This window comes from Micromonospora sp. NPDC093244 (assembly GCF_040683695.1).
Lineage (GTDB): Bacteria > Actinomycetota > Actinomycetes > Mycobacteriales > Micromonosporaceae > Micromonospora.
On sequence record NZ_JBFBEO010000002.1, the window covers coordinates 19849 to 32899 of the forward strand.

The 13051-nt window shown below is 73.9% G+C and carries 8 protein-coding genes; 3 read left to right on the forward strand and 5 right to left on the reverse strand.

Translation table 11 applies throughout. The annotated features are described in order from the left end of the window. Positions 1-90: 90 nt before the first annotated feature. The gene (locus tag AB0N27_RS10070) at positions 91-1197 is read left to right on the forward strand and encodes a peptidase C39 family protein (RefSeq protein ID WP_364366324.1); all 1107 of its coding nucleotides are present in this window, start codon (positions 91-93) and stop codon (positions 1195-1197) included. On the opposite strand, the gene AB0N27_RS10075 is transcribed toward AB0N27_RS10070, so the two are convergent. Next, complete coding sequence (locus AB0N27_RS10075; RefSeq protein WP_364366326.1) at positions 1198-2481, reverse strand: PQQ-binding-like beta-propeller repeat protein; 1284 nt, start codon at positions 2479-2481, stop codon at positions 1198-1200. Then, positions 2478-3755: a PQQ-binding-like beta-propeller repeat protein gene (locus AB0N27_RS10080; RefSeq protein WP_364366329.1), complete on the reverse strand. Its 1278-nt coding sequence runs from the start codon at positions 3753-3755 to the stop codon at positions 2478-2480. Before AB0N27_RS10080 ends, AB0N27_RS10075 begins: the two co-directional genes overlap by 4 nt. Before the next feature lie 126 nt (positions 3756-3881). Here AB0N27_RS10080 and AB0N27_RS10085 point away from each other — a divergent pair, with 126 nt between their 5' ends. Further along, positions 3882-5732 (forward strand): hypothetical protein, encoded by a 1851-nt coding sequence (locus tag AB0N27_RS10085; protein WP_364370586.1) that lies wholly within the window; start codon positions 3882-3884, stop codon positions 5730-5732. Here the strand turns inward: AB0N27_RS10085 and AB0N27_RS10090 are convergent. Together AB0N27_RS10090 and AB0N27_RS10095 are read right to left on the reverse strand one after the other, a co-directional pair. Next, positions 5729-7510 carry a hypothetical protein gene (locus AB0N27_RS10090; protein ID WP_364366332.1) on the reverse strand — a complete coding sequence of 594 codons (1782 nt, stop codon included), beginning with the start codon at positions 7508-7510 and terminating at the stop codon, positions 5729-5731. The two genes, AB0N27_RS10085 and AB0N27_RS10090, sit on opposite strands and share 4 nt — an antisense overlap. Continuing rightward, positions 7510-9297 (reverse strand): hypothetical protein, encoded by a 1788-nt coding sequence (locus AB0N27_RS10095; RefSeq protein ID WP_364370589.1) that lies wholly within the window; start codon positions 9295-9297, stop codon positions 7510-7512. Before AB0N27_RS10095 ends, AB0N27_RS10090 begins: the two co-directional genes overlap by 1 nt. A gap of 416 nt (positions 9298-9713) precedes the next feature. On the opposite strand from AB0N27_RS10095, the gene AB0N27_RS10100 reads away from it, so the two are divergent. Further along, on the forward strand, positions 9714-10868 hold the full coding sequence (locus AB0N27_RS10100; RefSeq protein WP_364370592.1) for a hypothetical protein: 1155 nt from the start codon (positions 9714-9716) through the stop codon (positions 10866-10868). Positions 10869-11071: 203 nt separating this feature from the next. Here the strand turns inward: AB0N27_RS10100 and dxs are convergent, their stop codons facing one another. Further along, positions 11072-13018 carry a 1-deoxy-D-xylulose-5-phosphate synthase gene (dxs, locus tag AB0N27_RS10105; protein WP_364366335.1) on the reverse strand — a complete coding sequence of 649 codons (1947 nt, stop codon included), beginning with the start codon at positions 13016-13018 and terminating at the stop codon, positions 11072-11074. Positions 13019-13051: the final 33 nt, after the last annotated feature.

A 13051-nucleotide genomic window follows, 5' to 3' on the forward strand; every position in this document is an offset into this window, starting at 1 on the left:
AATCGTCTCTCGCCGTCCGCGGCGGTCGGCGTTGCGGACACGCGCGGCGTACGCGATGCTGCCGACACCGAACGACGGGACGGACGCGGTATGAGCAGCACGGCACCACCCACCCGGCGGGACATCGCCTACCGGGGCTTCCACCTCCCGGCGGACTCCGCGGCCGGCGTCGTGGACGAGCGGGGCAGCTGGACGTCCCCGCCGGTGCCTGTCGGCTTCGCCGTCGCCGAGGTGGTGCCGTCGTGGACCGCCGACACCCCGGACGGCTGCTGGATCGAGGTCGAGCTGCGCGGCTGGCACGGCGACGCGCCCGCCACCGGTTGGTACCTGCTGGCCCGCTGGGCGGCCGACGACCTGACGGTACGACGCACCTCGATTCCCGGGCAGCGCGACGGCGACGCCACTGTCGACACCGACACCCTGGTCGTGACCGGTGCGATGGTCACCGGCTGGCAGGCGCGGGTGACCCTGTGCCGACCGGCCGGCAGCCTGACCGGCCCGGTGCTGCGCAGCATCGGCGCGGTCGCCACCGGCCCCGCGCTCCCCGGCCCGACCGGCGCGCCGGAGCCCACCTCGTCCGCTGCCCGTGGACGGGTGCTGGATGTGCCCCGCTACTCGCAGCGGCTGCACGCCGGCCAGTACCCGCAGTGGGGTGGGGGCGGCGACTCCTGGTGCAGCCCCACCTGCACCTCGATGGTGCTCGCCTACTGGGGTCTCGGGCCGACGGCGGAGCACTGCTCCTGGGTGCGGCCGCCCGGCCCACGACCGGTGGTGGTGCACGCCGCCCGGCACTGCTACGACCACGCGTACGCCAGCGCCGGCAACTGGCCGTTCAACACCGCGTACGCCGGGCTGCACGGGGTGGACGCGTTCGTCACCCGGCTGCGGTCGCTGGCCGAGGCGGAGGCGTTCGTTGCCGCAGGCATCCCCCTGATCGTCTCCGCGGCCTTCCGGGCCGACGAGGTGCCGGGGCTGGCCTACGACACCAAGGGGCACCTGATGGTGCTTGTCGGCTTCACCGCCGACGGCGACCCGGTGCTCAACGACCCGTACGCGCCCGACGACGACGCGGTGCGCCGGACGGTGCCCCGGCAGGCGTTCGAGGCGGTGTGGCAGCGCGGCAGCGGCGGTGTGGCGTACGTGCTGCGGCCCGCGTCGGTGCCGCTGCCCCCGCCTCCCGCCCAGGCCAACTGGTGATCAGTCGGACCATCGGAACATCTGGTAGGAGCCGTTCATCCGCTGGCAGAGCAGCCAACTGACGCTCGCCTGACAGTTGCCGGCGGCCTCGGGCAGCACGTCCAGCGGGCGGGCCTCGCCGGCGCGGGCGTCCAACCGCGTGACGTAGAGCCCACCGGCGGGATGCCGGCGCACGCCGAACAGTGGGTCGCCGAAGCCGGACTGGGCCAGCTCCCACCGGCCCAGCCCGGCCATCTGCCGGCCGGTCGTCGGGTCGAGCACGACGAGCTGCTCCAGGCGGGTGCCGGAGCTGTTCGCCGTGCTGGCCATCAACCGGCCGTCGTACGGGAAGACCCACGTCCAACGGTCGCTCTGCCACCGCGGTTGGCCGGTGGCGGCGTCGACCGCCCGCAGCCCCACGCCACCGACGTGCAGACACAGGACCGGGCCGCAGCCCAGGGCGAACTCCGCCCGGTCGGCCGGGATGCTCCACCGCCGGTCCAGCCGGTCGAGTCCGTACGCGGTGATGGTGGCCGGAGTCCCCGAGATGGTCACCAGCAGGTCGTCCACCACCTGCATGACCCCCGGCCAGCCGCTGCCGGGTGGCCGGACGTCGGCGCGGGCCAGCACCGCGCCGGTGCCGGCGTCACGTACCTCGACCGGGCCGTCCGCCTGCTTGAGCACCACCCGGTCCACCCCGCGCCCCCCGTACCGGAAGCTGACCTCCGCGTCCGTGGTCATCTGCCAGCGCAGGGTGCCGCAGCAGGGATCGAGCGCCCGCAGACCGAACGGCTCGTCCCCGCCGCCGGACTGCATCAGCACGGTGCCGTCGGCCAGCTCGACCGGGCTGCCCGGCTGCTGCCACTGGTACGCCCCGGTGTCCCTGTCGAACGCCACGGACAGGGTGCCCTGCCCCGGCATGTTGCTCTCGTGGACGGTGGCCAGCAGCACCCCGCCCACCGACGAAACCCCCCAGGTGCGCCCCTGCGCCGGTACCCGCGTCTGCCACAGCAACTCGCCGCCGGGCAGCCGGAAGGCGCGCAGCGTCCGCTGGGTGGGCTGCGCGGGGCTCGGGTCGAGGACCACGAACAGGTCGCCGGCGAGCAACGTCTCGGCCGCGAGCCCGGCCGGGATGTTCACCACGTCCCGCCGGGGCGGAACCCCTGCGGAGGCGAGGGTGGCCAGCAGGAGCAGCAGCACCAGGGCGCACCGCAGCGGCCGGCCGACGGCCCGGGGTGGGCGGGGCAGCGGGCCGGCATCCGAGGTGTGCCGCAGCTCGCCGAGGTCGATGAGCGGGCCGGTCACGACGGCAACCGCCACAGCGCGGTCGAGCCGTCGAGGCGCTGGCACAGCAGGGTCGGCAGGGACGCCTGGCAGTTGCCGACGACGTCCGGGAGCACGTCGACGATCCGGGACCGGCCGGCCGCCAGGTCCAGTTCGGCGACGACCAGACGCCCGTCGTCCAGCGGACGCACCCCCAGCAACGGGTCGTCGCGGCCCAGCGACGGCACCAGGTTCCACCGGCCCAGCTCGGCCCGGCCTCCTCCGGTAGCCGCGTCGCGTGCCGCGTACCGCTGGCCCGGCCCCGCCACCAGCAGCCGGCCGTCCCGGACGTCGGCCAGGGTGTCGCGCCCCGGGTCCGACCAGCGGACCGCGCCGGTGGCCGGATCGATGACCTGGAGGCCGCCGGTCTGCTGCAATGCGCAGAGCAGGCCCGCGCAACCGACCGCGTACGACACCAGCGGCACCTCGGCTGTCCACAACGGATCGAGCCCGGGCAGACGGTGGCCGACCAGCCTGGTCGCGCCGGGCGGAACGAGCAGCAGCAGATCGTCGACGACCTGCACCCGCTGGTACGCCGACCGGTCACCGGTCAGCGTGTCGACGCTGCGCAGCAGGTCACCGGTGCCGGCGTCGTACACCTGCACCTCGCCTGTCGGCTGCACGAGCACGAACCTGTCGACCCGGCCGTCGCGTACCTGGTAACCGGGGTTGCCGGGTGGCGGGATGGGCACCGACCAGAGCAGCCGGCCGCTGTCCAGGTCGACACGTCTCATCGCGCCCGGCTCGTCGGTCATGTCGTCCACCACCAGCAGCAGACCGCCGTCGGCAGTCGCCTGGGGAATCCCGGCGAGCCGCCAGCGCTGCGACCCCGTCTCCGGGTCGAAGGCGGTGGTCTCGAACACACCGTTCTGGGCGCTGATCCCCACGGCCAGCACCAACCCCTGCTCGACCCGCACACCGAGGTAGTCGCCGGCGCGGGGAAGGGGCGCCCGCCACCGCCGCGGCACGCCGCCACCCGGTGTCGGCGGGGCGTACGCGGTCAGGTACCGGTCCCCGGTGGGCGTCGGCGGGTCGACGACGAAGACACCGTCCGCGGCGAGGTACGCCGCCGCGGCCCGCGCGCCCGGCACCGGGCTCACCGTCCGCTCGGGCGCCGGTGCCGCCGAGGCCAGCACGACAAGTGCCAGCAGCAGCACCGCGGCGCAGCGCAGCGGACGACCTGCCGCGCGTGGTCGGCGGACCGGCCGCGGCGGGACGTCCTCGTCCCGGACCTCGCCCAGTTCGATGATCGACACCGACCGTCCCTCCGTCACCCGTCGTGGCTGGCCGGTGGCGCTTCCCGGCAAACCCGACCGTGGGCACACCGGCCCGGCAAATCCGACGCGTCCTCGCCTGTACGATGGCGCGTCGTGGCTGTGCCGGTGGTAGACCCCTCGCTGAATCCCGTAACCGACGCCGACCCGGCCGAGGCCGAGGCGACACGGCGGCCTCGACGCCGACCCGCCCGCGCCGATCTCGTGGCCCTCGGAGCCTATGTGGTGCTGGGTGTGTTCGTCTGCCTCAACTACTGGGGTGACGTGACCGGTCGGGTGTCCTCGCACCTGCCCACCGACCACAGCTGGTTCGAGTGGCTGTTCGCGCACGGCGCGTACTCCGTACGGCACCTGGAGAACCCGCTGTTCACGGCCCGGCAGAACGCCCCGGACGGGGTGAACATGATGGCCAACACCTCGCTGCTCGGGGTGACCCTGCCGCTGGCGCCGCTGACCATGCTGCTCGGCCCCCAGGTGATGTACGCGCTCTACCTGGGCGCGGCCCTCGCCGCCACCGCCGGCACCGCGTACTGGATGCTCTCCCGCCACCTGGTGCGCTCCCGGGCGGCGGCGTTCGTCGGCGGCGCGTTCCTCGGCTTCGCGCCGGGCATCATCCACCACGCCAACGGCCAGCCCAACTTCGTGTCCAACTTCCTGCTGCCCCTGATCGTGGTGCGGGTGCTGCGTCTCGGCGAGCCGGGCCGGTGGCGGCGCAACGGGTTGGTGCTCGGAGCGCTTGTCACGTACCAGATCTTCATCAACGAGGAGATGCTGCTGCTCACGGCGCTGGCCTGCCTGGTCGTCGTGCTGGCGTACGCCGTGCAGCGGCCGGCGGCCACGCGGGCCGTCGCCGGCACGTTCGTGGCCGGGCTGGGTGTGGCTGGCGGGCTGGCGCTGCTGCTCGCCGCGTACCCGATCTGGTTCCAGTTCAACGGCCCGCAGTCCTACCGGGGCCTGCAGGGCGGCGTCTTCCACAACTGGGGCGAGGACCTGGTCGCGTTCGTCACCTTCGCCCGGGACACCTGGGCCGGCGACCCGGCCGTGGAGAAGACGATCGGGATGACCGAGCAGAACACCTGGTTCGGTTGGCCGCTGGTGCTGCTCTCGGTGGTGGCCCTGGTGCTGCTCGTGCGCCGGTCGCTGGCCGCCCGGATCGTCGCGGTGCTGATCGTGGTCTTCACGGTGGCCGCGATCGGGCCGGTGGTGCGCTTCAACGGCGTCGAGACCGATGTGCGCGGCCCGTGGTCGTACGTGCCTGACGACCTGCCGCTGGTCGAGATGATGATGCCTACCCGGTTGACGTTGGTCGTCGCCGCCGCGGTGGGCGTACTGCTCGCGCTGACCTGGGACGCCGCGTCCCGGCAGGGACGTCCCGCCGAGGCACCGCGGGTGCCGGCCCAGCGCACGGGCGAACCGGCTGTCGCGGCGCGTCGGCGGTGGCTGCGCCCGGTGGGGTACGCGGCTGTCGCGCTCGCCGTGCTGCCGCTCCTCCCCCGGCCGCTGCCCGCCCAGCAGGTGGAGCCGCCGCCGCACTTCATCACCGCGGGCGGCTGGCGGCCGTACGTGCCGGCGGGCCGGACCCTGGTGCCGGTGCCGATCCCGAGCAACGTCCACGGCCTGCCCACGCTGCGCTGGAGCGCCCTGACCGGGCAGGAGTTCCCCGTCCCGGGTGGCTACTTCATCGGCCCCAACGAGCTGGGCGAGGGCGTCTTCGGGGCGCCGAACCGGCCGACCAGCAGCCTCATCTACTCCACCATGGACACGGACAAGGTCCCGGCGCTCACCGACGAGAACCGTCGCCAGGCCGTGGAGGACCTGCGCTTCTGGCGGGCGTCGGTGGTGGTGCTCGGTGCGCACCCGCGCGAGGCGGTGCTGCGTGAGCTGGTCACCGCCCTGATCGGGCCGCCGCAGCGGGTCGACGACGTCTGGGTCTGGGACGTCCGCCCGCTTGTGGGTTAGACGCTGCCCCGCACGTCCCACACCCATCCGCCGTCGACCGGGCGGCCCGGGCCGAGCAGGTCGTCGACGGTGCGGCGCAGCGGGTCGCCATGGGTCGACGGACCGAGCACCACGAGCGCGGCCCTCCAGTGCCGCAGGTCCTCCACGGCCCGCCGGCGGTCTGCGTCGGTGAGCACCGGCACCACTCCGGTCTCGGCCACCGCGCGCAGCAGCACCGACGTGGGCCGGTCGGGCGCGCCCCAGCGGGCCGTCGGGTCGTCGGGGCCGGCCGGCCCGATGAAGTAGCCGCCCGGCGCCGCGAAGGCGAGCCCGGTGCGGGCGGACCAGAGCATCACCGGGCTCCGCGCCGCGCCGGTGACCGGGGGTACGGCGACCACCGTCCGGCCGGGCGGCACCAGCGGACGCCACGCGCCGTCGGCGACGAACCCCGGCACCGGCGGGACCGGCACCACCCGGATCGGTGTCGGAGCCAGGGGCAGCAGCGCGGCGGCCACCGCCCCGGCCCAGAGCAGCCGCACCGGCAGTCCCGGCGCGGCCGACAGCCGGCGTGCCGCCCGGACCCGGTCCACCGAGAGTGCCACCAGCACCCCCAGCACCGGTACGCAGACCAGCGCGAACCGGGCCGGCACCGCGAGGTCGAGCAACGGCAGGCCGGCCACCAGCCGGTACGGCCCGGCGATCCCGGTGGCGGCGCCGTCCACCCGCAGCTCGGTGCCGAGCGACAGCAGGGCGAACACCAGGCCGCAGGCGGCCAGCGCGCGGACCAGCGGCCGTCGCCACAACCAGATCACGATCACCACGGCGAGCACGAGCAGCCCCGGGCCGAAGAACGAGTTCTCCTCGGTCGGGTTCGGCGAGAGCAGGCCGGGCAGCCAGTCGTCGCCGAGCACGGTCTGCCGGGCCGACGCGGTGAACGAGGCAGCGTCCAGTTGGAAGGCGTGCGCGGCGAAGGCCATCCCCGCGTAGTGCTGCGGGCCGCGGAACTGGAACCACAGCGGGTACGCCAGCAGCGCCGTCGCCACCACGGCCGCCACCGCGAGCCGCCCGATCAGGGCCGGCGCGTGCCGGCGGGCGGCCGGGCGGTCGGCGAGCGCCCAGCCCAGCGCGAGCACCCCGGCGGCGAGCGCCAGGAAGACCAGCACCTCCTCGCCGATGAAGGCCTGCCAGACGACAAGCAGTCCGAGGCCGACGCCGGACCGCCACGCGGGCCCGTTCGCGGGCCGGAACAGCAGGGCGAGGATCGGGGGCACCAGGAACTGCGCGGCGATGTGCAGGTGTGCGCCCGCCTGGGCGATCATGCCGGGGGCGAACCCACAGATCAGCCCACCGACCACCGCCGCCGACCTGGCGCTGACCAGCCGCCGGCGCAGCAGCGCGTACCAGGCCGTCGCGGTGCCGGCGAGGCAGCAGACGACTACCACGCAGAACGACACCTGCGACCCGAACAGCAGCGTGACAGGGGTCAGCGGCACACCCAGGCCGAGCACCGACGTGTTCGCCATCAGGTTGACGCCGTCCGGCGCGTTCAACGCCGTGCTGTAGAGCGGGTTCTCCCCCTCGACGACGGCGTGCGCCGCGTGGGCCAGCATCCACTCGAAGAGGACCTGGTCGCCGGCCTGGTGGAACAGCAGCCACGGATGCCCCCACTGCCCGCTGGTCAGCAGGACGGCCAGGCACAGATAGCCGGTCACCACCACCGCGTCCGGGAGCCAGCTCGGCCGGGCCCACCGCGCCGGCGCCGGGGCAACCGTCGCGGGGGACGCCGTCCCGGTGACCATCAGACCGAGCGGTCGGTGAGCGTCCGGACGTCCCACACCCAGACGTCCAGCTCCTGGCGGCCGGGGCCGACCAGGTCCTCGACGGCACGTCGCAGCGGCTCGGCGTTCTGCTGGCGGACCGGCAGCACCAGGATGGCGGCCCGCCAGTGGCGCAGCTCGTCGGTGAAGCGGCGGCGCTGCCGGTCGTCGAGCTTCGGGGTACGGCCGGTGGTGGCCACCTCCTCCAGCAGTTGGCCCACGCCGCTGGGTCGGCCGCCGAACCGCCCCGGGTCACCCGTGTTGCCGTTGCGCGGGGCGAGGAAGTAGCCGCCCGGGATCTTGAAGTCGAGGTTGGTGGCCGCCGCCCAGCGCATGCCGTGCGTGTTGCCCATGCTCGGCACCGGAATGGGCACCAGCGTCTGGTCCGGGCCCACGTACTCCCGCCACCTGTCGGCGGTGATGAAGTCGGGCACCGGCGGTCGGGACACCATCCGCAGCGGCATCGGCGCGACCGGCAGCAGCGCGAACGCCAGGCCGGCGGCGGTGAGCGTCCGGAGGGTGCGTCGGTCGGCCGGGCGCAGCTCCCACGCCCGCTCGACGGCGAGCGCGAGCAGCAGGCCGATCACCACGCTGGTGATCAGACCGAACCGGGTCGGTACGACAGCGTCCAGCAGCGGCAGGTGGACCAGCAACTGCCACGGGCCGCTGATCAGCTCCCGGTCCCACCAGGAGATCCGCTCGCCGAGGGAGAGCACGGCGAAGAACACGCCGGTGGCCGCGAGCGCCCGGACGACCAGGTCCCGGCGCAGCCACACCACGATGCCGATGGCGAGCAGCGACAGGCTCCAGCCGAAGAAGGCGTTCTCCTCGGAGTAGTTCGGCGCCAGGTTGATGTTGGCCCGCTGGTTGCCACCGAGGGTGGGCGAACCGGGCGCGAAGAAGGCGGCGATGTCGTTGCCGTAGTCCTGCACCGCGTCGCTGAGCCCGTGGTACGCCATCGGTCCGGCGAACTGCACGTACAGCGGGTACGCCAGCAGCGCCCCGGCCAGCAGCGCGCACACGGCCAGGCCGGCGCCCAACGGCCGCCACGCCGCCGACCAGCGGGCCGGTTCCTGGACGAGCACGGCGATCAGGAACACGCCGCAGGCCAGGGCCGTGAAGAGCAGGATCTCCTCGTTGATGAACGCCTGGGCGGTGACCAGCAGGGCGAGCAGCGCGCCGTCGCGTACCGGTCGGGTCGACCGGGTCAGCACCAGCACCCGCCAGACGATGAACGGCAGCAGGAACTGGCTGATGATGTTCGGGTGCCAACTGGCGTGCGACAGCATCGCCGGGGAGAACCCGCAGAACCAGCCGCCGACCGCCGCCGCGAGCGGGTTGCGGACCAGGTGGCGGGAGAGCACGAGGTACCACGCCAGGGCGGTGCCGGCCAGACCGAGCGTCACCAGCACCACGAAGGACACCGCCGGCCCGAAGAGCAGCGTCACCGGCACCATCGGGATGCCCAGCGCCAGCACCGCCGTGTTGGCCATCAGGTTGACGCCGTCGGGATAGTTGAACTGCTCGGTGTAGAACGGGTACTCGCCGTGCAGCACCACACGGACCGAGTGGGCCAGGAAGAACTGCACCTGGGCCGGGTCACCGGTGTAGAGCGAGGCCACCCGGCCGGCCGGGTCCAGCCAGATCCGGCTGGTCACCCAGAGCGCGGCGAGCAGGAACAGGCCACCCACGGCGAGGTGCTGCCGTCGCCGCGTCCACCCGCGCCACCTGCCGCCGCCCGGCACCTCGGCGTCGGCGTCGGCCGGCACGTCGGGTACGGCCTCCGGTGGGGTGTCGACGGGCGTTGTCGTCGGTGCGGCAGGGGAGTCGACGACGCCGACCGAGGCTTCGGCCGGCGCGGCGGCCGTCGCGACGCGGCCTGCCGATCTGGTGGCCGCAGTGCGGTAGCTCACCGTCTCGTCGAGGTCGTCGAGGCCGGCGGCCGCCTCCGGGTGCGGCGCGGACAGGGCGCGGGACTCGGCAGGCGTCACAGTCGGCGGAGTCTACCGGAGCGACGAAACGGCACGAAAACGCCTGCGGTGTCCACTGTGGTGGATGCGGCGGCCACCACCTGAGGCCCCGCGCCGGACATCTCGTACTATGGCGCTTTCCGACAGCGACGGCGAGGCGATCGGGGGCGGACCAGGTGACTCCAGGCCGTCGGCACGGCAGGGCCCTCACCGTCCTGCTGGGCGCAGTGCTGGCCGCGACGGCGTGCGGTCCGGTCGCCGACCGTCAACCGAAGGACCTGCGGGTCGGGTACGACAGCCTGGACGGCTCGCTGGCGGTGTGGCCGCCCCGTGGCGACCTGGCCGGCGACACGGGGGTGACGGCGGCGGTCACCGACGCGGTGCGGGACTGGCGCTCACCTGCCGACGACAGGGCGCACCTGCCCTCGTCCGGCATCCTCTTCTCCGGCCGGGTCGACGGCGCCCCGGTGGCCCTGGTGGCCGCCGACGTACCCGGTGAAAGCGCCTCCTGGCTGCTGCAACTCACGGGCGACGGCGACCGGTACGCCGTCACCCGCGCCTCCGAGTACACCGATCCCGGCTACCTGGTCTACTCCGACGTGCTGCCGGTGCAGACCGCCGGCGGCCGGCGCTACCTGGTGTCTGCCCGGGTGCAGACACTGCTCGGGCCACAGGGCCGGGCGCTGACCGTGGCCGACGGGCTCAGCGCGCCTGTCGACGTGCCGGCCTGCGCGGCGGTACCGGTGACCGCCACCCTGCGGGCCACCGAGTCGCTGCCCCGGGGACGGGCCGCCGACCGGCTGCTCGACCTGGGCACCGGCACCGTCGACCCGCGCTATCCGCTGGTCCGCGACGAGTCAGGCGCCGGCCGGCGTGCGCTCACCGGCCTGGACACCTGCGTGCTGGCCGGTGACCGGGGCCCGTTCGGCAGCATCCCCCGCCGCGTCGGGGACCGGGACGCGCCACGCTCGGTGCCGACGTCCTGGCCGATGGCGAAGCTGACCGTCCGCTCGCTCGGCGAGGTCGCCCTCGGCGGCGGCGAGGCCGCCGAGTTGCAGCAGCTGAGCTGGGACACCGACGCCGGCACGATGACCGCCGTGATCTACCGGCCGGCGGACGGGAGCGCGCCCGTGGTCTCGCCGGCCGACCGGGCCACCCCGCTGCAGACGTACCAGCTGCCGGTGCCGGGGCAGCCCCTGGTGGTGCTCAGCTGGCGGGCCACCCGGGACAGCTCACTCTCCGTGCCTCCCGGAACGCCGCTGCTCGTCGAACGTCCCGGCCTGGTGGTCGCCCCCGAGCCCACCCGCTCGCAGACGTACAGCCTCGCCAACACCGACAAGACCCACTACCGCTCGGTAAGCCCCCGCTAACCCCCCCACCCCACCCCCCACCCCGCGTCGATCTTGCACTTTCTGCCGGGACGAAGCGGGGCAGAAGTCGCGCATAGGCGACACAAAGTGCAAGATCGGCGCGACGAGGGGCGTCGGGACGAGGGACGTGCGGGGCACGCCGGGACGGCGCGGCACGGCGACGGCGGGCACCGCCGAGGGGATACCCGCCGTCTGTGCGCCTGCTAGTTCTGCGCGGCCGCGTCGCTGGGGGTGAGGCGGTCCGGGGTGGCGTCCAGGCCGGAGATCCAGCCGGTGACGTCGCGGGCCACGTCCTGCGCTGTCAGGCCCAGGTCGGCGAGGATCTGCGCGCGGGTGCCGTGCGGGTGCCAGTCGGCCGGTACGCCCAGGTCCTTGAGCGGCACCCGGACGTCGGCGTCGCGCATCGCCTGGGCGAGCGCGTCGCCCACCCCGCCGACGCGGACGCCGTCCTCGACGCTGACCACGAGCCGGTGACGGGCGGCCAGGTCGACCAGCTCCGCCGGGACCGGACGCACCCAGCGCGGGTCGACGACTGTGACGCCGTAGCCATGCTCGGCGACCCGGGCGGCCACCTCCATGCCCAGTTGGCCGAAGGAGCCGACGGCGACGAGCAGCACGTCGGTACGTGCCGACTCGGCCAGCACGTCGACCGGGCCGACCCGGCGCAGGGCCGGCAGGTCAGCGGCGACGGTGCCGGTCGGGAAGCGCACCACTGTCGGGCCGTCGTCGACGGCCAGCGCCTCGCGCAGCTCCTCACGCAGCGTGGCGGCGTCCCGGGGCGCGGCGATCCGCAGACCGGGCACCACACCGAAGACCGACATGTCCCAGATGCCGTAGTGGCTCGGCCCGTCCGGGCCGGTGATACCCGCCCGGTCGAGCACGAAGGTCACCGGCAGCTTGTGCATCGCCACGTCCAGCAGGACCTGGTCGAAGGCGCGGTTGAGGAAGGTGGCGTAGACCGCTACCACGGGGTGCAGGCCGCCCAGCGCCAACCCGGCCGCCGAGGTGGCGGCGTGCTGCTCGGCGATGCCCACGTCGTACACCCGCTCGGGGTACTTGCGGGCCAGCTTCGCGATGCCTGTCGGCTCGGCCATGGCGGCGGTGATCCCAACCACGTCCGGCCGCTCGTCGGCGACGGCCAGCAGCTCGTCGGCGAAGACGTGCGTCCACTTCACCGCCGGAGCGGCCAGCAGCGCGCCGGTCTCCACATCGAAGGCGCCGCCGGGGCCGTGCAGGCAGTCCGCCTCGTCCTCCTCGGCCGGGCGGTAGCCGTAGCCCTTGCGGGTGACCGCGTGCACGATCACCGGGCCGCCGAAGTTCTTCGCCGCGCGCAGGGCCGCCTCGACCGCCGCCACGTCGTGCCCGTCCACCGGGCCGACGTACTTGATGCCGAGGTCCTCGAACATGGCCTGCGGGGCGACCGCGTCCTTGATGCCCTTCTTGACGGCGTGCAGCACCTCGTACATGGGCTTGCCCACCAGCGGGGTGGACCCGAGGGCGTCCTTGACCGTGTCCAGGACCTTCTCGTAGCCCGGGTTGAGCCGCAGCGAGGAGAGGTGGTCGGCCAGACCGCCGATGGTCGGCGAGTACGACCGGCCGTTGTCGTTGACGACTATGACAAGCGAGTTGCCGGCGGTGGCGATGTTGTTGAGCGCCTCCCAGCACATGCCGCCGGTGAGCGCGCCGTCGCCTACCACCGCCACGACGCTGCGCGCCTCGCCCCGCAGGGCGTATGCCTTGGCCAGGCCGTCGGCGTAGGAGAGCGCGGTGGAGGCGTGCGAGTTCTCGATCAGGTCGTGCTCGCTCTCGGCCTGGCTGGGGTAGCCGGAGAGGCCACCGCGCTGGCGGAGCTTGTCGAAGCCGGCCTGACGCCCGGTGAGGATCTTGTGCACGTACGCCTGGTGGCCGGTGTCGAACAGGAGCCGGTCGCGGGGGGAGTCGAAGACGCGGTGCATGGCGAGCGTCAGCTCGACCACGCCGAGGTTGGGCCCGACGTGCCCGCCGGTGCGGGAGACCTTCGCGATCAGGAAGTCCCGGATCTCCGCGGCGAGTACGTCCAGTTCCTCGCCCGACATCCGCTTGACGTCCTGCGGACCGCGGACCGTCCCCAGCAACCGGCCGTGGTTGGCCGTGTCCTCTTCAACGCTCATGACCGGAGAGTCTATCGGCCGCCCGGTACTCCG